Origin of the sequence: Bradyrhizobium sp. AZCC 2230 (genome assembly GCF_036924495.1) — a bacterium.
GTDB classification, from domain to species: domain Bacteria; phylum Pseudomonadota; class Alphaproteobacteria; order Rhizobiales; family Xanthobacteraceae; genus Bradyrhizobium; species Bradyrhizobium rifense.
In genome coordinates this window covers 2,056,977-2,075,655 of the sequence record NZ_JAZHRS010000001.1, presented here as the reverse complement: position 1 = coordinate 2,075,655, position 18,679 = coordinate 2,056,977, and the positions used below count along the sequence as shown (strand labels likewise).

At 63.7% G+C, this 18,679-nt stretch carries 20 protein-coding genes and 1 pseudogene; 11 read left to right on the top strand and 10 right to left on the bottom strand.

Translation table 11 applies throughout. The annotated features are described in order from the left end of the window. Positions 1–11: 11 nt before the first annotated feature. Positions 12–317, bottom strand: coding sequence for a histone (locus V1280_RS10070; protein WP_334522480.1), 306 nt, complete (start codon positions 315–317; stop codon positions 12–14). Between the two features lie 68 nt (positions 318–385). Then, positions 386–1,498, bottom strand: a pseudogene (locus tag V1280_RS10065) (cryptochrome/photolyase family protein). Positions 1,499–1,668: 170 nt separating this feature from the next. Here V1280_RS10065 and V1280_RS10060 point away from each other — a divergent pair. Beyond that, positions 1,669–3,399, top strand: coding sequence for a methyl-accepting chemotaxis protein (locus V1280_RS10060; protein WP_334522477.1), 1,731 nt, complete (start codon positions 1,669–1,671; stop codon positions 3,397–3,399). An 86-nt stretch (positions 3,400–3,485) separates the two neighbouring features. Further along, positions 3,486–3,881 (top strand): DUF2177 family protein, encoded by a 396-nt coding sequence (locus tag V1280_RS10055; RefSeq protein ID WP_334522474.1) that lies wholly within the window; start codon positions 3,486–3,488, stop codon positions 3,879–3,881. A 4-nt stretch (positions 3,882–3,885) separates the two neighbouring features. Here V1280_RS10055 and V1280_RS10050 read toward each other — a convergent pair whose 3' ends face one another. Then, the gene (locus V1280_RS10050) at positions 3,886–4,545 is read right to left on the bottom strand and encodes a peroxiredoxin (protein WP_148777002.1); all 660 of its coding nucleotides are present in this window, start codon (positions 4,543–4,545) and stop codon (positions 3,886–3,888) included. A 391-nt stretch (positions 4,546–4,936) separates the two neighbouring features. Here V1280_RS10050 and V1280_RS10045 point away from each other — a divergent pair, with 391 nt between their 5' ends. Beyond that, on the top strand, positions 4,937–5,503 hold the full coding sequence (locus V1280_RS10045) for a hypothetical protein (RefSeq protein WP_148777003.1): 567 nt from the start codon (positions 4,937–4,939) through the stop codon (positions 5,501–5,503). Between the two features lie 86 nt (positions 5,504–5,589). Here V1280_RS10045 and V1280_RS10040 read toward each other — a convergent pair whose 3' ends face one another. The 5 genes from V1280_RS10040 to V1280_RS10020 all read right to left on the bottom strand — a co-directional run bounded on the left by V1280_RS10040 (position 5,590) and on the right by V1280_RS10020 (position 12,103). Further along, a complete protein-coding gene (locus tag V1280_RS10040; RefSeq protein WP_334522465.1) occupies positions 5,590–7,446 on the bottom strand; it encodes an alkaline phosphatase family protein in 1,857 nt (618 codons plus the stop codon). Positions 7,447–8,359: 913 nt separating this feature from the next. Continuing rightward, the gene (locus V1280_RS10035) at positions 8,360–8,677 is read right to left on the bottom strand and encodes a response regulator transcription factor (RefSeq protein ID WP_334522462.1); all 318 of its coding nucleotides are present in this window, start codon (positions 8,675–8,677) and stop codon (positions 8,360–8,362) included. 53 nt (positions 8,678–8,730) lie between these two features. Then, complete coding sequence (locus V1280_RS10030) at positions 8,731–9,954, bottom strand: ABC transporter permease (protein ID WP_334522459.1); 1,224 nt, start codon at positions 9,952–9,954, stop codon at positions 8,731–8,733. Then, complete coding sequence (locus V1280_RS10025) at positions 9,951–10,676, bottom strand: ABC transporter ATP-binding protein (RefSeq protein WP_334522456.1); 726 nt, start codon at positions 10,674–10,676, stop codon at positions 9,951–9,953. The genes V1280_RS10030 and V1280_RS10025 overlap by 4 nt, the downstream gene beginning before the upstream one ends. Then, on the bottom strand, positions 10,673–12,103 hold the full coding sequence (locus tag V1280_RS10020; protein WP_334522452.1) for an efflux RND transporter periplasmic adaptor subunit: 1,431 nt from the start codon (positions 12,101–12,103) through the stop codon (positions 10,673–10,675). The genes V1280_RS10025 and V1280_RS10020 overlap by 4 nt, the downstream gene beginning before the upstream one ends. A gap of 598 nt (positions 12,104–12,701) precedes the next feature. On the opposite strand from V1280_RS10020, the gene V1280_RS10015 reads away from it, so the two are divergent. The 7 genes from V1280_RS10015 to V1280_RS09985 all read left to right on the top strand — a co-directional run bounded on the left by V1280_RS10015 (position 12,702) and on the right by V1280_RS09985 (position 16,316). Further along, positions 12,702–13,358 carry a response regulator transcription factor gene (locus tag V1280_RS10015; RefSeq protein ID WP_334522450.1) on the top strand — a complete coding sequence of 219 codons (657 nt, stop codon included), beginning with the start codon at positions 12,702–12,704 and terminating at the stop codon, positions 13,356–13,358. A 165-nt stretch (positions 13,359–13,523) separates the two neighbouring features. Then, positions 13,524–13,916, top strand: coding sequence for a curlin subunit CsgB (locus V1280_RS10010; protein WP_334522447.1), 393 nt, complete (start codon positions 13,524–13,526; stop codon positions 13,914–13,916). Positions 13,917–14,035: 119 nt separating this feature from the next. Further along, a complete protein-coding gene (locus tag V1280_RS10005; protein WP_334522444.1) occupies positions 14,036–14,428 on the top strand; it encodes a curlin in 393 nt (130 codons plus the stop codon). A 44-nt stretch (positions 14,429–14,472) separates the two neighbouring features. Then, positions 14,473–14,883, top strand: a complete 411-nt coding sequence (locus V1280_RS10000; protein WP_334522441.1) for a curlin — start codon at positions 14,473–14,475, stop codon at positions 14,881–14,883. A 149-nt stretch (positions 14,884–15,032) separates the two neighbouring features. Continuing rightward, on the top strand, positions 15,033–15,371 hold the full coding sequence (locus V1280_RS09995) for a curlin (RefSeq protein WP_334522438.1): 339 nt from the start codon (positions 15,033–15,035) through the stop codon (positions 15,369–15,371). Positions 15,372–15,391: 20 nt separating this feature from the next. Next, positions 15,392–15,682 carry a hypothetical protein gene (locus V1280_RS09990; protein WP_334522435.1) on the top strand — a complete coding sequence of 97 codons (291 nt, stop codon included), beginning with the start codon at positions 15,392–15,394 and terminating at the stop codon, positions 15,680–15,682. Between the two features lie 184 nt (positions 15,683–15,866). After that, entirely contained in the window at positions 15,867–16,316 is a 450-nt protein-coding gene (locus V1280_RS09985; RefSeq protein ID WP_334522432.1) for a hypothetical protein, read from the top strand. Positions 16,317–16,341: 25 nt separating this feature from the next. Here V1280_RS09985 and V1280_RS09980 read toward each other — a convergent pair whose 3' ends face one another. Together V1280_RS09980 and V1280_RS09975 are read right to left on the bottom strand one after the other, a co-directional pair. Continuing rightward, positions 16,342–16,656 carry a hypothetical protein gene (locus tag V1280_RS09980; RefSeq protein WP_334522429.1) on the bottom strand — a complete coding sequence of 105 codons (315 nt, stop codon included), beginning with the start codon at positions 16,654–16,656 and terminating at the stop codon, positions 16,342–16,344. A 152-nt stretch (positions 16,657–16,808) separates the two neighbouring features. Continuing rightward, positions 16,809–17,651, bottom strand: a complete 843-nt coding sequence (locus V1280_RS09975) for a GNAT family N-acetyltransferase (RefSeq protein ID WP_334522427.1) — start codon at positions 17,649–17,651, stop codon at positions 16,809–16,811. A gap of 124 nt (positions 17,652–17,775) precedes the next feature. On the opposite strand from V1280_RS09975, the gene V1280_RS09970 reads away from it, so the two are divergent. Continuing rightward, positions 17,776–18,480, top strand: a complete 705-nt coding sequence (locus tag V1280_RS09970; RefSeq protein ID WP_334522424.1) for an SDR family oxidoreductase — start codon at positions 17,776–17,778, stop codon at positions 18,478–18,480. Positions 18,481–18,679 lie beyond the last annotated feature (199 nt).

The following is an 18,679-nucleotide window of genomic DNA, read 5'->3' as shown; positions in this document are numbered from 1 at the left end:
TCGCGCTGCGATCAGCGCTTGGCCTTCTTTTTCTTCTTGGCTGCCTTCTTCGCCGTTTTCTTGGCGGCTTTTTTCGCAGTTTTCTTGGCGGCCTTCTTCACGGACTTCTTGGCTGCCTTCTTCGACGACTTCTTGGCGGCCTTTTTGGCCTTCTTCTTGGAAGCCTTCTTTGCCTTCTTCGGCGCGACTTTCTTCGCGACCTTCTTGGCGGCCTTCTTCACCTTCTTCACGGCGGTGATCGCGGCGTCCTTGGTCGTTTCCACGGCGCTGGTGATCGTCTCCATCGCCTGCTCGGTGATCGGCTTATCGTCGTCCATATCGTGTCCCCCACGGTTTGAATGGAGCGATGACGATAGCGGGTTTCATAATAGTGTCAAAGCAACGCTCAACCTTTGCGGATCTTTGCGTAGGCGGCGAGCGCGCGCTCGCGTCCCTTGGCGTGATCGACGATCGGTTGCGGATAGGTCTTGCCGAGCGTGACGCCGGCACTCGCAAGCTCGATCGGCGTCGCCTGCCAGGGCTGATGGATCAGCTTCGCCGGCACATCCCTCAGCTCCGGCACCCAGCTCCGGACATAGGTTCCGTCAGGATCGAACTTCTCGCCCTGGAGCGTCGGGTTGAACACGCGGAAGTACGGCGCGGCGTCGGCGCCGCAGCCGGCCACCCATTGCCAGTTGGCCGGATTGCTGCCGGCATCCGCGTCGACCAGCGTGTCCCAGAACCAGGATTCACCGTCGCGCCAGTCGATCAGGAGGTGATCGCCGGATTCTCCGCAGCGGCAAAGCGCGCGGCGTGCCAGACTTGGCGCGGGCTGAGCTCGGCGAACCTCAGGTGCGCAGAGAGGCCTGAGGTGCCTTCGCGATCGGGGCGGTCGCGGTCGCCGACATAGGTGCGTGCGGTGTGCTTGAGGAAGTCTCGCAGCCGGGCTCTTGCCGAAGCTTCACCAGGCGTCCAGGTTTCGCGTAGGCCACTGGCCCAGTCGGGCGTGGTCGGCTCAAGCTTCCAGCTCTCCAGTCTTCGGACTCGGGCGCAGCTCCTTCGGCGCTGGCAGGGGCTTTGGCGGATCGCCGAGCGACAGCACCCGCCGCCAGAACGGCGTGAACACGCGCAGGCCCCGGCCTTCCTTGTTGCGGACCGCCGAGGGCGGAACCAACAGGTCGCCGGGAAAACTTTGCGAGTCCACGCCGAGCTTTGCCAGCGCTGCTTCGAGCTGTTTCTCGACCGCCTCATGCGGGGCCTGAGCGATCCCATTCCAATAGACCGCACGGGCGCCGCTCTCTCGCGCCACCTCCGGGATCGCCCTGGCCGCCGGTCCTATGCACAGAACCAGCGATCCGCCGCGCGCAGCGATGTCGGCGCCGAGTGCGCGCAGCGATTGCGCCAGCCACCAGCGTGCCGCGCCGCCGTGCGCCCGTCCGGCTGCGTCGTCCAGCACATAGAGGCAGATCACCGGCGCGCCCGTCTTGGCGGCGGCGTGGAGGGCTGGGTGATCGGACAGACGGAGGTCGTCGCGGAACCAGACGATAACAGGCGGGGGACTCGGCGTGGTCAGGGAATGTCCTCGTTTACGATTTGGAAAGGATGCCGCGTTTGGCGCTGTGAACCAGCGTTAATGAGGTCGTAAGCGGATTGCATGAATATGCAGGAATTACGGGGGTAGTTCCATTCATGACCAGGTCATTAACGGCGAAGTTCGTGCCGCAATTCAAGCTGGGTACCAAGGCCGTCCTGTGCGCGGTGCTGCTGATTGCGATGAACACTGCATTGGTGGTCGGCGCCGGCTATTGGTCGCTCAACTCCGAATTCAACGATCGCGCGCTGCGCGACATCGAGGTCAGCCTGCGCACGCTGGCCCTGGCCTTCGCCGAAATCGTTCCCGACGCCAGGATCACCATGCGGGATGGCGCGGTGGCGCGTGCCGAGATCGCCAAGATGCCGGACTTCAGAGATCACGCCATCGTCGATCGGGCAGTGTCCTATGTCGGCGGCAATGCCACCCTGTTCGTGTTTGACGATGCGAGCGGGCAGTTCGTCCGCCGTTCGACCAATGTGAAGAAGGAGAATGGCGACCGCGCCGTCGGCACCCAGCTTGCTGCTGACCATCCGGCGCAAGCCGTGTTGCGACGTGGCGAAGCTTATAAGGGGCCGGCCACGCTGTTCGGCAAGTCCTTCATGACCGCTTATTTCCCGATCGCGGATGCAACCGGCAAGGTCGTCGGCATTCTCTATGTCGGCATCCCCATGGCACAGTTCGAGGCCATGCTGGCCCAGGCGATTGAGAGCATAACGGTTGCGGCCGGCATCGCCGCGCTACTGGTCCTCGTGCTCACCATGCTGGTCGTCCGCCGCGTCACCCGGCCGCTCACCTCGGTCACACGCTCGCTGACGGCGCTCGCCAACGGCCAGAACGACGTCGCGATCGATTGCGACGACCGTGCCGACGAGATCGGCGAGATCGCCCGTACGGTCGCGGTGTTCAAGAGCAATTCGCTGGAGCGGGCGCGCATGCGCAGCGAGCAGGCGGAAGCCGCGGCTGCGGCGGCCGAGCAGCGCAAGGCCGATCTGCGCAACTTCGTCGGTGAGTTCCGCAGCGGCGTCGGCGGCATTCTCGACAAGGTGCTGCACTCCTCCGGAGAGTTCGAGCGTGTGGCCCGGCAATTGACCGATACCGCGCGGTCCACCGCCGACCTGTCGGCGAAATCGGCCGGCGCGTCGGAAGAGGCCTCCGACCACGTCCGTTCGGCGGCGTCAGCCTCCGACGAGCTGTCTCAATCGATCTCCGAGATCACCCGAAGGGTGCGGGAATCCAACGCGATCTCCGCCGAGGCGGTGCAGCAGGCCGAGGCCACCGACCAGCGCATCGCGCAGCTCTCGGCAGCAGGCTCCCGCATCGGCGACGTCGTCAAGCTGATCACCTCGATCGCCGAGCAGACCAATCTGCTGGCGCTGAACGCCACCATCGAGGCCGCGCGTGCGGGTGATGCTGGGCGCGGCTTTGCGGTGGTGGCTCAGGAGGTCAAGACGCTCGCCGGCCAGACCGCCAAGGCGACCGACGAGATCTCGACCCAGATCGCGAGCATGCAGCTTGCGACCGAGGAGTCGGTGACCGCCATCAAGGCGATCACTGGGACCATCGAGCGCATCAGCGGCATCGCGAGCTCGATTTCGGCTGCGGTCGAGCAGCAGCGCAGCGCAACCCACAACATCGCCGCCAGCGTTCGCGCTGCGGCCACGGGCACCGCCGATGTTGCCGTCAATGTCCGTCATGCGGCCGAGGGCGCCAGCGAGACCGGCGAGACCTCGAGCCGCATGTTTGCCTCCGCCCAGGCGCTGTCGAGCGAGAGCCTGCATCTGAAGGCCGAGGTCGACAGCTTCCTCGATCGCGTGCAGGCGGCTTGATCCGGGAATTGCGGACTGAAACCATCGGCCCGCCGTGACGTAACTGACGGTGACTGCCCACTGATCTGAGGGCAGGGAGGCCGCCAGTGAACCGCATCGCCGTACTTTATGTCGCAACCCTGATCGTCCTGACCGGGCTGGATTTCGTGTTCCTCGGGCTGGTCGCCAAGGGCTTCTTCACCGCGCAGGTTGGCGACATGCTGGGCGAGCTGAAGCCGGTGCCGGCGATCCTGTTCTATTTGCTCTATGTCGGCGGCGTTTTGATCTTCGTCAGCGGTTCAGCCGGCGCGACATGGCAGTCGACGCTGCTCTATGGCGCGCTGTTCGGGCTGTTCTGCTATGCAACGTTCGATCTCACCGCGCTGGCGCTGCTCAAGCACTGGAGCTGGCCGGTCGCGTTCGTCGACGTCGGCTGGGGCGCGGCGGTGACCGCGGTCTCGTCGACCGCGGGTCTGTTGGTGGCGGATCGTGTGACCGGCTAAGCCATCACTTCGGCTGCGGCACGATCCGGATGTAGGGCTTCGGCTCTTTCCAGCCCTGCGGATAGATCGTCTTGGCCTCGTCGTTCGAGACGGAACCTGCGATGATCACGTCCTCGCCCTGCGACCAGTCGGCCGGCGTCGCGACGCGGTGCTTGGCGGTGAGCTGGAGCGAGTCGATCACGCGCAGGATCTCCTGGAAATTCCGGCCCGTGGTCATCGGATAGACCAGCACCAGCTTGATCTTCTTGTCCGGCCCGATGATGAAGACGTTGCGGACGGTCTGGTTGTCGGCCGGCGTGCGGGTGAGGGGATCGCCCGAGGTCGAGGCCGGCAGCATGCCGTAGAGTTTCGAGACGTTGAAATCGGTGTCGCCGATCATCGGGTAGTTCGGGGCGGCACCTTGGGTCTCCTTGATGTCCTCCGACCACTTCGAATGGCGGTCGACCGGGTCGACCGAGAGGCCCATCAACTTGACGCCGCGCTTGTCGAACTCCGGCTTCAACTTGGCGAGAGCGCCGAGTTCGGTCGTACAAACCGGCGTGAAGTCCTTGGGGTGCGAGAACAGCAGCGCCCAGCTGTTGCCGATCCAGTCGTGGAACTTGATCTTCCCTTCGGTGGTCTCGGCTTCGAAGTCGGGGGCGGTCGTGCCGATCGGAAGTGTCATGGCTCTACCTCATCGCATTGAATTTGCTTGGGAATTACTGTCTGGCCGTCAACATCAGTATAGGGTCTTCGCGAGGCCAAGTGAACGTCAACTGAACCGCTTCAAGTAAAATGTGAATTCCTTCTCTGAAGGGCCGATTTCCTAGCACCTTTCTGTTACAGGGGCACCTGCGGCGAAACATCTCCACCGGGCCGACCGGGCTGGATTGCCCCGATAAAGCCTTTTATGACCCGCATCACGCTCGCCCGACGCTCTCCGGAACCGAAACGGTCCTCATAGCGACTAATCGGCAACCATTGAGAAAAGTCGCGATCCCCATATCGAATCGTTAACCACCCCTTTACGCCCGCATGAAAATGCTGGTCGATCAGAAGAAATCTGGAAGTGAACTATGTCCGCCGCTGCGCCTAAATCAGTTGAGTCGCCGTCCCTCGAACCGTCCTGCCGCGATACCGCGGCTCATGCCCTCTCCGTCGTGCGCGACGGCGTGATCACGGGCGAAGGCCCGACCACCAAGGGCCGGGTGCACTTTTCCCGCTCGCTCGATGCCGATGACACCGCCTGGTGCGCCCGGATCCTGACCGCCACCGCGGTCAACGACCAGCCGGTGAGCCGCGCCGAAGCCGAGGCGCTGTTCGAAATCAACGAGGCCGCGACCGAGCGCACCGATGGTGGCCGGTTCGACGATTTGCTGGCCAAGGCCGTGGCTCATTACGCTGCGAGCGCCTCCGGCCTGAAAGTGCCGCCGCGCAACGTCGCGCTGGCGCAGGACATCGAGAGCTGGGCGCCGTCCTACGCCTCGAAGGTCAACAGCGAGATGCTGGAATGGATCGCCGGCCAGATGCGCGGCAAGCGCCAGAACAATCGTCGCCTCATGGCGATGGTGGCGACCTTCCTGGGCGCCACCGCGCTGCCTCTGGCGGGCCAGTTGCCGAACGTGTTCGACATTGGAATGTAAAAGACTGGGAATGTAAAAGACTGGGAATGTAAGAACCAGTAGAGATCTGTCGCGCCCCTTGCGAGGCGCGACAGGAAGCGGCAGGGTTATTTCCCCGCCGTTTTTTGTTTGCCGGCGTCCGGCTCCAGGCCCAGCGTGCGGCCGGGGAAGCCGGCGGCATCGAAATAGCGCTGGCTGCCGACGCGCTGGACGTTGAGCACGGTCTCGAGACCGTTCTCGGACTTCTTCTTCGACTTCTCCACGGCCTTGAACGCCTTCGGCACGACGCCGTTGGGCAGCGCCTCCGACATCACGCGGCCGACCAGACCGCCATTCTCCGAGCCGCGCAGGCCGAGGAGCTGGGCCGCGGTCATGCCGACATCGGCATTGCTGACTGGCAGTTCGTCGACGAATCCGGCTTTGAAGTCCGGTCCGATCGCAGCCATGAAGTTGTAGGTGTCGCCGCGGCTGAAGCTGCCATGCATGCCCTGGCCCTGGCGCAGCACGGTGTCGGCCACCTGCACCGAACAGTTGGTCGGCGCCTCGCCGCACTCGCTGGCATAGGAACGGAAGTTGACGACGATCGCCGGCGTCGGCGTCGCCGCCTTGCCGCGCAGATTGATGCTCGACAGCGGCAGGGTGCCGGGGAAACGCCCGAGCTGGTCGTCGACGAACAGGCCGGAGACGTAGTCCTGCTCCATCAAGGCCTTGATGGTCTTGGCCGCGAGCGTCTTGTCCTTGTTCGGCAGGTAGATCAGGTCCGAGCCGCCGTTGGTGGCGACGACGAGGTCGGGCTTGGTCGGATCCTTGCCGAGCACGCCGTTGCCGGCCTTCGGATGGGCGTTGCCGGTGACGGCCGCGTTCTTGTCGTTGGGGTCGAACAGCGGCAGGTCGAGCGCTTTCGCAAGGTCGATCGCCAGGAAGCCCATCGGCAAAAAGTCCTTCGGCGTGTCGTCATAGCTGACCTTGGCCGAGGGGCTGGTCTTGCTCTCCTTGGAGATGGTCGAGAAGCCGTGGTCGGCCTGGATCATGATGTTGGTGTTGGCGGCGAGGCCGAGCTCGTCGAGTGCCTTGCGGAGCTGGGCGAGGTTGTTGTCGACGTTCTTGATGCTCGCCATCGTGCTCGGGCCGTTGATGCCCGGCAGGATCTGGTTGAGGCTGTCGCCCTGGTTATGCTGGGTGCCGTCAGGATCGCGCGACCAGAACACCAGCACGAACGGCCTGTTGCGCGCCTTGAACATCGGGAGCACCACCTTGGTGGCGACGTCGGCGAAATAAGCCTGCTGCACCACGTTGGCCGTGGTGGTGCCGGGTGTCTTGGCATCGCCCGCCTTGCCGTTGTCGCCGCGGCCGGGAGCGGTGAGGGCGAGACCGGCCTTGGTCAGCGCATCCTTCATCTCGTCAGACAGCGCCACGCCGGCCTTGCTGCCGGTGGCATCGTCGATGACGATCGAGTGCTTGCCTGGCTTCTCCGGATGATCGGTGTGGTCCCACTGATAGGTCGGGCCGACCTTGCCGATCGCCGCCGTGCTCAGGCCTTTGTCGCGGGCCATTTTCAACACGGTCTCTTCGTTGAGATAGTCGCCCTTGAAATGCTCGTCGATGTCGCCGAGCACGGCGTCGTTCTCGATGAAGGGAACCACGGTGTCGCCGGCGGGGACCGAGGTGTAGTTGGTCCAGATCGTGTTGGAGAACACGCCGGTGTCGCCGAGATAATGACCGGTCGACATCGCCGAGCCATTGGCCATGGTGAAGGTCGGGAACAGCGAATGCGAGTTCTTGAAGTTGACGCCCTTGTCGCGGACCTCGGCCATCGCCGGCGCGGTCTCGGGCGTGATCTTCAGCGCACGCAGCCCGTCGGGGATGAACAGGATCAGGTTGCGGGGCGTGTTATTCTCAGCGGAGGCAAATCCGGTGGACAGCACTGTCAGCCCGGCTGACAGCAACACCAGTGAACGGCGCATCAAAAATCTCCTAGCGGTGAGGCGGCTTGGCCGCCGAACCGCGGCCCCGGCATTCGTTTAGTTTTGCTGCATGACAGTTTTGTTACAAGATCTGCTGTGCGTGCAAGAGGGTTGGAGAGGGTGGCATCATTGTCACGGACTCGTCATTGCGAGCGCAGCGAAGCAATCCAGAATCCCTCCGCTGGGGCAGCTCGTAGCTCGTAGGATGGGTAGAGCGAAGCGAAACCCATCACGCTTTTGTTGGCCTGGAAACATGATGGGTTTCGCAAGTGCTCTACCCATCCTACGACGCCCGCAGACACACCTTCGCATCCTCGCGGCTCATCTCGCCCGAGCTTTGCTTGGTCGCCTTAACCCTCCATTGAAAGAGGGCGCAGGGAAGGCCGGGAGCCGGCTGGCTCCCATTGACCGCTATGCCATGAGTAGATTGCGCTACACTGCACAGCGGGTAACAGGGCAGCCGGAGGCATCCCGGCCTTCCCTGCGCAGGGGTTGGAACGGCTTATGTCGTGCTCTCCCCGGGGAGCGATGCACTATTGCCCCCGTCGCCTCGCGGATGACTGATACGCATGTCCGGTTGGACACCACGCATCACCGCAACACTTGGCGCACAGACCCCGGGCGCCAGGACCACACGATTTTGCCGTACGCAGATCACACCGGTCGTGCGCGCGACGTTCTTGCTCACGGTTGCCCGCCCTGCAAAATTCTTCGCGCCGATGCGACCTGCGTCCACCGCCGCCCGGCCCGCGTTCGTGACGATCGCGATACGCCCCTCTTCCTTGGGCCGGAGTGACTAATCTCTAACAAAATTCCGAATTCGAATAAAGAGAAATATTTTGCTGCTGCACTCTTGACCCAGTGCTCCGGTGTTTTGCCCGACGGGTGACGCAAGGTGTTGTGGCCGGGACGGTCATTCCGGGACGGTCGGCACTTGGGGATTTTGTGCGAGCACCTGTACCGGCTTGACCTCTGCCGGGCTGGCTCCGCTCCTGATCGGATCGCGCCGTGGCGAAAGCGGGGCTGCCTTCAGGGCATAGACGATCGCGATCTGCGTTCGATTATGAAGGCGGTACTTGCGCATGATGTTGCCGATATGCGCCCGCACCGTGTTCTCCGAGATCTTGAGCTCGTAGGCGATGTTCTTGTTCTGCAGTCCGCGCGCGATGAGCATCATCAGCTCGCGCTCACGCGGCGTCGGCGTAATCGAATCTTTCGTATCCGGGCTCATGACTTGCTCCTCCCTGGCCTCTGGTTTGATGTCGTGGCCAACCCAGCATGTTCTCACTCCGTCTTGAGCGCCTCGATTGGACTGAGCTTGGACGCCTTGTGTGCAGGATAGAAACCAAAGATGAGGCCGGTCGCGATTGAAAAGGCGAGGGCCAGGGCAATCGCTTCGCTGTCGATCGAGGTGATCCAGCCGGCCATGCGCGCGACCGTCATCGACAGCGTGACGCCGCCGAGGACGCCGATGGCGCCGCCGAGAAGGCAGAGCACGAGCGCTTCGCAGAGAAACTGGAGACGGATATCCCGCATCCGCCCGCCGAGCGCGCGGCGGATGCCGATTTCGCGGGTGCGCTCGGTCACTGACACGATCATGACGTTCATGATGCTGATGCCGCCGACGAGCAGCGAGACCGAGGCGATGGCGACGAGCAGGAGCGCGACGGTGCGGATCGCTCCCTGCTGTGCTTCCATGGCGGCGGCCGGATCCTGGACCTTGAAGTCGTCCTCCTGACCGGCCGGGACGCGATGCCGCTGCCGCAACAGGCTTTCGATTTCGGATCGCGCCCCCGCCATCTGGCCGTCGGCGGCCACCTTCGCAATGATGTAGGCGACCGAATCCCGGTTGATGTTGCTGGCGCTGCCGAGGAACCGGAGCTTGGCCGTGGTGAGGGGGACGAAGGCGACATCGTCCTGCGCGGGGTCCTTGCGATCGAGCACGCCGACCACTTCGAGCGGGACCTTCATGATCCTGATCTGCGCGCCGATGGGATCGTCGCCTGGCGCGAACAGCTCGCGCGCAACGGTGCTTCCGAGGATCACGACCTTTCCGGCGGCGGCCTCCTCGGCGTTGGAAAAGTAGCGTCCCGAGGAAAGCTGCCAGTCGCGCACCATGAAATGGCCGGTCGTCGTGCCGTTGATCGTCGTGTTCCAGTTCTTGCCTTCATGGATGACCTGCGCCGTTCCGGCGATCGAGCCGGCCGCCGCCTGGATTTCCGGGATCTGCTCGAGGATGGCCTGCACATCGCTTTCGGTCATCGTCAGCTTGCTGCCGTCCTTGAGGCGCACGCCGCCCTGGTAGACTGCGCCGGGCATAATCATCAGCACGTTGGCGCCGATCGAGCGGATCTGCTCCTGGAGCCGCAACTGCGCGCCGGCGCCGATCGCGAAAACCGTCACGATCGATGCAACGCCGATCACGATGCCGAGCATGGTGAGGAAGCTGCGCAGCGGGTTGAGGCGCAAGGCGTGCAGAGCGATCCGGAATCCCTGAAGCATCGTCATGACCCAATGCTCCGTCTGGGTAGCAACGGCGCTATCGTCTCGTCGCTGACGAGCTCGCCGTCATGCAGGCGGATGGTGCGCCGGCACTGCATCGCGATGCGCGGATCGTGCGTGATCATCACAACGGTCTGGCCGCGCTGGTTGAGTGCGGCAAACAGCGCCAGGATCTCGGCGCCGGTGCGGCTGTCGAGCGCGCCGGTCGGTTCGTCTGCGAGGATGATCAGCGGAGAGGCGATCAGCGCGCGCGCAATGGCGACGCGCTGCTGCTCGCCGCCCGACAATTGCCGCGGAAAATGATGCGCCCGGTGCAGCATGCCAACGGCTTCCAGGCTCTGCTCGGCGCGGCCAAGGCGTTCCTTGTGGCCCACGCCGCAATAGACCAGCGGCAGGGCGACGTTCTCGATCGCGTTGTGGCGCGCGAGCAGATTGTAGGACTGGAACACGAAACCGATGCTGCGGGCGCGCAAGGTCGATCTGCGGTCTTCCGAGAGGTCGGCGACGTTGGTCCCCTCGAGATAGATCGCACCCTCGCTCGGGAGGTCGAGCAATCCGATCATGTTCATCAGCGTGGACTTGCCGGAACCCGATGGCCCCATCACGGCGAGGATCTCGCCCTGATCGACGTCGAAGCTGACATTGCGCACCGCCGTGACCGCGATCCCGTCGGTGCGGTAGGTCCTGCCGACGGATCGGAGACTGATGAGGGGCAGGGTCGCTGTCATGATCCGAACCTGATGCCGAGAATTTCCATGCCGGCCGGCCGGATCGCCTGTCCGATGGCGACCTGGCTGCCCTCGACAAGCTCTCCGCTCTTGAGTGCCACTTGTTCCGTACCCGCCGCGCCGACGGTCACGGGGACGCGCTGAAGTGCGCCGTTGGCGGCGCGCAGCCAGACCCCGCTGCGTCCGGGAGCTGTGTCCGCCCGCGCGCCCGAAGGCTGGAACCGCAGCGCCGCCAGCGGCACCTTCAGCACGTTGTCCTGCTGCTCGATCACGATCTTGACCAGGGCGGTCATTCCCGGGAGCAGCGCGCCGTCGAGATTGGAGGTCGACAGGACGACCGTGTAGGTGACCACGTGCTGCTGGTTTTGCGGCGCCTTGCGCACCTGCCGTACCGCTGCTTCGAAACGCCGGTCGGGATAGGCATCGACCGTGAAGTGGGAGCGCTGGCCCGGCGCGATGCGCCCGATATCGGCTTCGTCGACCTGCGCGTGGATCTCCATGTCCTCCAGGCGGTGGGCGACCACGAAGGTCGTGCGGGATTCGAGGCCGACCGCCAGCGTCTGGCCTTCATTGACGAACCGGCCGACTACGACGCCGTCGATTGGCGAGCGGATCACGGTGCGGTCGAGATCGGCCTGGGCCGCCGCAAGGACGGCGGCCTTCTCCGGCACCGCCATTCGGGCCTGGTCCAGCTCGGCCTCGATCCGGCGGACGTCGGCCTGCGCACCGTCGACGGCGTAGGCATTCAGGGACATGAGGACCTCGGCCTCGCGCTCCTGGGCCACGCGCGCGGTGAATTCCGTCTGCGCGTCGTCGACGGTGGACGTTGCCACGACATTTTGCGACTGGAGCGCCAGCTTGCGTTGCAAGGTCTTCTGCGCCGAGGCCTTGACCGCCTGGGCGCTGTCGAGCTTGGCGACGAGCACGTCCCGGCTGCCCTTGGCGTTTTGCAGATCGATTCTGGCGCGATCGAGCTTGGCTCGCTCGATGTCCACGAAGGAGTCGGCGACCGCCAGCGCCGCCTTGGCCTCGTCGACCTTGGCCGCGAAGCTGCGGGGATCGATCAAGGCAAGCGGCTGGTCCTTGCTGACGGTGTCGTTGAAGTCGACATAGACGCGGGCGAGCTGCCCGGACAATTGCGAGCCGACCTCGATCGTCTTGACCGGTTGCAGCGCGCCCGTGACGGTGACGGTCTGCTCGATGCTGCCGCGCTGGATCGCGGCATAACGGAACACGGGGGCGTCCGATCCGAAGGTCGGGGTTTCGCTTGTCGCGGGCACCAGGAGGCGCTTCGTCGAGTCATAGGCGCGCGCGGCCTTGTCAGCCGCGCTGCCGGCGGCGCCGGCGATGGCGGCCGGCCCTGTGGCGTATGTCGCGGCGAGGCCGCATGCAGTTCCGAGCAAGGCAATAATTGGCACAAATCGCATATCAAAAACCCGCCTTCTTGAAATGGCTTTGTTGGCGGCAAATTCGAACATCGCGCTATGGTTGCAAATCATCCGAGGCGATATCGATCGTCAATATGTCGTCGCGGCAGGGCCGACGGTCGGGCGTGATTCACGATCCAGAAGTAAAGCCCGGGGGGCGCGACCTTTCGTGACTTGCCGCGAATCCATACGGGGCGTATCGATATGAGGCGCGCGGTATCGAACTCGATTGACTGACTGAACCTCCCGTATGATCTGGCCGAAGCGGCCAGCGAGCGGCGTTCAAGTCGGCGCATGGGTGGCGACGCCATGACGCAGTCGGCGATACCGCGGCCACGATGCAGGATTGCCGCATTCTCTATGCCGCATCTCGCCGCGATGCCGCCGCCGGCGCGATCGCAGCTTTCCCATCACGAAGCCCGATATGTGAACGCCTTCACTCGTCTTCAGGGCGTGATGGCCCTAAGACATCGAACCGGTGGACCGACGCTGTTCGCGCGATCCCTGCGAATTCATCCAAGCACCTTGTTATCGCTTGCAAGAAGAATGGATGGCTCGTTGCTTGCTCATCGAGCCCCAAGCCGGGGAGTCCGTTGCCATGAGTTCGGCTCAAGCCACAGTTTATATCGTTGACGACGAAGTTCAGATTCGAAATGCGATTGGAAGTCTCTGCGAGGAAACCGGACACCAGGTCAAATTGTTTGCCTCGACAGACGAGTTTCTAGCAGAGACTCTTTCCGACGGTCCTTCATGTCTCGTGCTCGACGTCCGCTTTCCCGGCACGTCGCCCACCGGCCTCGAGCTTCAGCGCCGGCTGGCCGAGACGGGCGTACGCATTCCGATCGTCTTCATCAGCGGTCATTCCGACGTCCGCGTCTCGGTCGAGGCCATGAAGCGCGGTGCAGTCGAGTTTCTGCCGAAACCCTTTCGCGAGCAGGAAATCCTCGATGCGATCAGGCACGGCATCGAGCGCGATCGCAGGCGAATGGAGCGCGAAGATGCCGTGCGCGATGCAAGGCAGCGCGTCGAGATGCTGACGAATCGGGAGCGCGAAATCATGCTGTTGATGGCCGAGGGGCTCGTCGCCAAGCAGATCGCGGCAAGACTTGGCGTAAGCGAAGTGACAGCGAAAGTTCATCGCGCCAGGATGATGCGCAAGCTGGAATTGCGTTCGCCGATCGAAGTGGTGCGGCTGGTCGACAGCATGGAGCGCGACGTTGCGGCACGCGCTGCTGCGGGACAACCGCGCAACTAGGGTTTCGAGCGGCGACTTGTCGCACGACGTCTAGTCCTTACCGATTAGCATGAACTGCAGTCTGTCGCGCGGAGCACGATCGGTTCAGAGTGATCCCACGATGTCGGCCTCCTCCAAGACGGCATCCGAACCCAGTCAGACAACTCGGCTAGAAAGGGATTTCCTATGCGCAAATTGTTTTTTGCTTCCGTTGCCATGCTCGCTCTGTCGTCCGCGGCTCAGGCTGCCAATACCGCGACCACCGTTCAAATCGGTATCGCAAACGGCTCCACCGTGAATCAGCAGGGCCACGTGAATGACTCCTCGACCACGTCCCAGCTCGGCTTCGTGAACAGCGCGAGCACCATGCAGGGCACGACCTCTCCGTCGCTCAACAATGCCAGCTCGGTCACCCAGATTGGCGTCTTGGGCAACTCGGCCACCACTGGGCAGGTTGCCACCGGCAACAACACCAGCGGGATCAGCCAGACCACGCTCTTCGGCCTCCCGCCGAATAACTCCGCTGCCGTCGGGCAGCTCGGTGGCGGACTCAACCTCAGCACCATCACGCAGCACTAACCAGCCCCGTACCTCTGGGTGCGCGCGTGCCGCGTACCCAGAGTTATGTTTCAACGGCTACGACCAGACTTCTTGGTGGAGCGGCGGATCGAAAAGCTGCTCCTAGCGGAGGAACTCACATGCGGATCAACTATCTACTCGCGACGGCAGTCATGTTCAGCGCGTTGGCTTCTGTCGATGCCCAAGCCGCCAACTCGGTTAGCGTGCTGCAGTTCGGTGCGACAAATCTCTCGTCCACAGCGCAGACCGGCCCGGTGAACAACACTGCGACGACGCTGCAATTCGGGGCCTTCAACCAGGCATCGAGCGTGCAACTCGGTTCATCTTCGTCGGTCAATTCAGTGACGATTGGACAAGGCGGCACGACGCCCACCGCGACCAATATCGCTACGGCTGGCCAAGTCGGAGGCGCCAACACGAGCTTGATTGGCCAGATTGGTTTGAACAACGCCGCCGGGGTGTCCCAGCTTGGCATTCTGAACGGCTCCACGATTTTGCAGCAGGCTCCGTGACCTGAGATCGTGTGGTGACTCGGCAAATATTGTGGAGGCATATGATGAACAAGCATCTTCTGGTCGTTGCGACGGTGGTTCTCGTCTCCTGTTTCGCCGCGGACGGCCCCGCGCGGGCGCAGGGCGCTGACATCAAGACGATCGTCTCGGTCAACGGGCCGCCCGTCGTCGTGAACCAGAGCAGCTCGCTCAACATGGTCGGCATATTCCAGGTTGGCGGCAACACCGGCGCGACCGTCACCCAGAACGGAAGCAACAATGCGGTCGGCGTCCTGCAATTCGGCGGGACGACATCGGCTTCGGTCGGCCAGACGGGCATGAACAATTTTGCCTTTGTCGGCCAGGCCGGTCAGTCGGCGACGAGCCTCGTGTCGCAGCTCGGTGCCATGAATACGGGGGCGATCGCGCAATTCGGTGCGGTCAACTCATCGACGGTGATCCAGACCAGTCCGTGAGCTGATGGGGCGAGGCGATGAGATACGGTCAAAGGCTCCTGGCATTGGCGGCGTTGCTCGTCGCCATCAGCGTTGCGTCCGAGGCGTCCGCAGGATCCAGGCCATTGCCGGCCATTGGTGGGCCCGGCTCCTCCTGGAGCAACAGGAGCGTGAGTATCGAGACGATCGTGGAGTTCGGCAATAACCCGCAGCCGGTCACGATCGTGGAGAACAGCAGCATCAATATTGCGCGCGTGATCGAAATCGGGACGGGGACCGTCGATGCCACGATTGTCCAGAACGGGACGCGCAACTATGTCAACGTGATTCAGGTCGGCAATACGACCAACGCGTTGATCGGACAGTCGGGCGTCAGCAACATCGCCGACATCACCCAGGTTGGCAATACGACCAATGCGCTCCTGCTTCAGATCGGCGACATGAACACGGGAGCCGTCAGGCAGTTCGGGCGTTTCAACTGGCTGTCGATCTTTCAGTTTGGACGATGATCGAGATGAAGAGGTGTGACATGAAGTTCCTCCTGCTCGCATCCGGAATGACCCTCATGACCGCAGTTGCGATGGCGCCAGCCGGCGCCGGCGAGAGCGGTGATGGTCACACCACCGTGGTCCAGGACGAAAACGGAACCGCAATCATCACGCAAAGCGGCGATCCGGCGCAGGCCGAGGTCAAGCTCGACAAGGAACTCGGCCGCACCACGGTCTATCGCCGCAGCGGCGGCAACACCGCCATCGTGTCGCAGGGCACCGGAAACGCGCAGGACATGCTGGACTGGCTGCGCAAGCAGCAGGGCCGCTGACGCGGCATTCCCGGGAACGAGTCCCCTAAGCCAGGCGAAATTCCGGGCGTTCTGCCGCACCGGGTTCCCTGTTAATCCCGTGCCTTAACCAACAATTAATTATACGTTTGCGGGTGGGCGACAGCCCGGCCTAGCGTGCGGTGGGGAGCCGCTATCTGCGAAGCCAAACGAGTTGGTGCGTATCATGATGTCCAGATCAAATGGGGCGTTGCTCGCCTCGCTCAGCGCAGCCGCGCTGCTCCTTAGCTCCAGCGACAGTTTTGCACGACCGGGCGGCGGCGCCCCGCATGGCATGGTGACCGCTGCCGCACCGCCGGCCGCAGTACGTCCGCCGATCGCGCCGGGCGCGCGGTTCCGCGGCCGCAACAATCGTTTCGTCTATTGGCCGGGCGGCGGCGGGTTCTTCAACGACGGCGCGGCGTACAGCGAGCCTTTCGCCGATGCCGGACAGCCCGTCACCAACGACGTTCGCTATACCTACACCTACGACGTTCCCTGGGACTGGGCGCATCGCTTCCCGCCGAACGTCGTGCCGTCCGACCGGCCCTATGTGCCGAGCTGTCCGACGGAATCCGTGACGGTGCCCGGCCGCGGCGGCGGCGAGCACACCGTCAACATCATGCGCTGCTACTGAGCGGCCTACGGCATCACTGAATGCGTTAGAGGATTCCTGCCGCAGTCGCTTGGTCGCGGTCGGACTGCTTCCGCCTGACATTCGCGAGTTCGCGGCTGCAAGCCACAAACGGGGTCGTTCCCGGGCGCAGCCCGAACCGACCGCAGACATCTCGATCCTCATCCGCAATGACGCGCGCCAGCTCCGCCTCGGCGGCCTGGCGCAGCGCTGGCGCCGAGACGAGCGCGTGCAGCCCAAAGGCCGTCACAACGGCAAGCACCAGCGCAGCCGCGACTGTGGGGCGTTGCATCTGGTCGGCCGTGTCATGAGAAGGGCGTGCCTTGCTTCTGGCTTCGGTCATGAAATCCTCTCTCGAATGAAACATCGATGGTCAGAAAAATGATCGTCGAGCCGCCCGACAAAATCGCCGGATACAACCACCAATACCCGCGGTGTCGGAACGGGAACGTGAAACAGATTACAAATTTCAAGCCGGCGGATTGAGAGTCGGTACTAGCCCAGTTCAAAACTGGTTACGCCGAACACGCGGTCGAGCCGCAGTGACGGGACTGCTCCAGTGTACATTCGTGCCGTTTCGAATGTCGGCTTCAGGCCAAGGGATTCCGCGAGCGCCATAGCATCGCGGTTCACCGCGGGGATGTCGAGCACAATCTCGCTGCTTCCGCTGTCCGCCAGCAAAGCCTGTAGGATGGCGTCCGCCGCGGCGCGGTCATCGGCTACCAGCGGGCCGATCTTGTGGCCTGTCCTGCAGGGGCGGATCACCCCCCATGCGGCGAGCTTGCCGTCGCGCAGCAGTGCGCGGCCGACATGGCCGGGCGTGCTGATCCAGGCGCGCAGGAAGGCCGCGCGCGGGGCAGGGAAGACGGTTGTATCGTCGGCTTCCACGAGCGCAAACGGGATCGTGTCGAGCGCAACGACATCGGCCCGCGCTTTCGGCGGTGCGGCGATGGTGCCGCCATAGCGGATATTGGCGTAGGCCAGCTGGAAGCCGGATTTTCTGTAATTGTCCTGCTGTGCCACGACGCCGTCGAGGCCGATCACGCGCGAGCCCGCATGCGCGATCGCGGCATTCCAGATGCGCAGGCCGTGACCTCCGCCACGAAAGCCTGCGCGCACGATGTAGAAGCCAAGGAAGGCGAAGCGGTCGTCGTAATTGACGCAGGAGACAGCCGCGACAGGCTCGCCGTCGATCTCGCCGACGAAGAAACCGCTCGCGTCCGGGATTGCGAAGCAAGCGGCGTCGCGCAGGCCGGGATTCCACCCCTCCGCCGCGGCCCAGTCGATCGCGATGGAGATCTCATCTGGACGCAGATTGCGGATCTGCAAATCGCTCATGTCGTGGTGCCTCGTGGCGATGGATCTGCTAGCAAGTCTGGTTTGCGGGCAAGTCTGGCTGTAGAAGGCCTGATAACAGGCCAACCTTCGGTTCGCCTCAACGCTATCACAGGGATGATCGGTCATGGCAGCAGAGAAGGTCGCACTCGTCACCGCAGGCGGCAGTGGCATGGGGGCAGCGGCTGCGCGGCGGCTCGCGGCCGACGGCTTTCGTGTCGCGATCCTGTCGTCCTCCGGCAAGGGCGAGGCGCTCGCGGCCGAACTCGGCGGGTTCGGCGTGACCGGCTCCAACACATCCAATGACGATCTGAAGCGCCTCGTCGACGGCGCGCTGGCAAAGTGGGGACGCATCGACGTGCTCGTCAACAGCGCCGGCCACGGCCCGCGTGCGTCGATCACCGAGATTACCGACGAGCAGTGGCACCTCGGCCTCGACACGTATTTGCTGAACGTGATCCGTCCGACCCGGCTGGTGATGGCGGCGATGCAGGCGCAGAAGGGCGGCGCCATCATCAACATCTCGACCGCCTGGGCGTTCGAGCCGAGCGCGATGTTTCCGACCTCGGCGGTGTTCCGCGCCGGGCTCGCGGCCTTCACCAAGATCTTCACCGATACCCATGCGGCCGACAACATCCGCATGAACAACGTGCTGCCGGGCTGGATCGACAGCCTGCCGCAAACCGATGCGCGCCGCGACAGCGTGCCGATGAAGCGTTACGGCAAGGTCGAGGAGATCGCCGCGACGGTCTCGTTCCTGGCATCCGACGGCGCCGCCTACATCACCGGCCAGAACATCCGCGTCGACGGCGGGCTGACGCGCTCGGTCTGAGGCGGGCTCGTTCGAGTCGCGTTCTCTCGATCTTGGCGTGGCGCGACACGGCCCTGCATCGTGCGTCGCCTACGAAAGATGGGGCGTGGCCCTTGGGTCACACCCGTCATCCATCTGTACGAACTCCGGCGCACACTACGTCACAGTCCATGCGAACTTCGCGGCAGCCCAAGACGCTGCGCGGTGTGCCCGCCTATGC

Excerpts from the sequence above, each read along its gene's own strand:
- V1280_RS10035 (WP_334522462.1), bottom strand. The coding sequence starts at position 8,677 with ATGAGCCCGGATACGAAAGATTCGATTACGCCGACGCCGCGTGAGCGC.
- V1280_RS10020 (WP_334522452.1), bottom strand. The coding sequence starts at position 12,103 with ATGCGATTTGTGCCAATTATTGCCTTGCTCGGAACTGCATGCGGCCTC.
- V1280_RS10025 (WP_334522456.1), bottom strand. The coding sequence starts at position 10,676 with ATGACAGCGACCCTGCCCCTCATCAGTCTCCGATCCGTCGGCAGGACC.
- V1280_RS10015 (WP_334522450.1), top strand. The coding sequence starts at position 12,702 with ATGAGTTCGGCTCAAGCCACAGTTTATATCGTTGACGACGAAGTTCAG.
- V1280_RS09975 (WP_334522427.1), bottom strand. The coding sequence starts at position 17,651 with ATGAGCGATTTGCAGATCCGCAATCTGCGTCCAGATGAGATCTCCATC.
- V1280_RS10000 (WP_334522441.1), top strand. The coding sequence starts at position 14,473 with ATGAACAAGCATCTTCTGGTCGTTGCGACGGTGGTTCTCGTCTCCTGT.
- V1280_RS10030 (WP_334522459.1), bottom strand. The coding sequence starts at position 9,954 with ATGACGATGCTTCAGGGATTCCGGATCGCTCTGCACGCCTTGCGCCTC.
- V1280_RS09985 (WP_334522432.1), top strand. The coding sequence starts at position 15,867 with ATGATGTCCAGATCAAATGGGGCGTTGCTCGCCTCGCTCAGCGCAGCC.
- V1280_RS09980 (WP_334522429.1), bottom strand. The coding sequence starts at position 16,656 with ATGACCGAAGCCAGAAGCAAGGCACGCCCTTCTCATGACACGGCCGAC.
- V1280_RS10050 (WP_148777002.1), bottom strand. The coding sequence starts at position 4,545 with ATGACACTTCCGATCGGCACGACCGCCCCCGACTTCGAAGCCGAGACC.
- V1280_RS10070 (WP_334522480.1), bottom strand. The coding sequence starts at position 317 with ATGGACGACGATAAGCCGATCACCGAGCAGGCGATGGAGACGATCACC.
- V1280_RS09970 (WP_334522424.1), top strand. The coding sequence starts at position 17,776 with ATGGCAGCAGAGAAGGTCGCACTCGTCACCGCAGGCGGCAGTGGCATG.
- V1280_RS10040 (WP_334522465.1), bottom strand. The coding sequence starts at position 7,446 with ATGCGCCGTTCACTGGTGTTGCTGTCAGCCGGGCTGACAGTGCTGTCC.
- V1280_RS10005 (WP_334522444.1), top strand. The coding sequence starts at position 14,036 with ATGCGGATCAACTATCTACTCGCGACGGCAGTCATGTTCAGCGCGTTG.
- V1280_RS09990 (WP_334522435.1), top strand. The coding sequence starts at position 15,392 with ATGAAGTTCCTCCTGCTCGCATCCGGAATGACCCTCATGACCGCAGTT.
- V1280_RS10060 (WP_334522477.1), top strand. The coding sequence starts at position 1,669 with ATGACCAGGTCATTAACGGCGAAGTTCGTGCCGCAATTCAAGCTGGGT.
- V1280_RS10010 (WP_334522447.1), top strand. The coding sequence starts at position 13,524 with ATGCGCAAATTGTTTTTTGCTTCCGTTGCCATGCTCGCTCTGTCGTCC.
- V1280_RS10045 (WP_148777003.1), top strand. The coding sequence starts at position 4,937 with ATGTCCGCCGCTGCGCCTAAATCAGTTGAGTCGCCGTCCCTCGAACCG.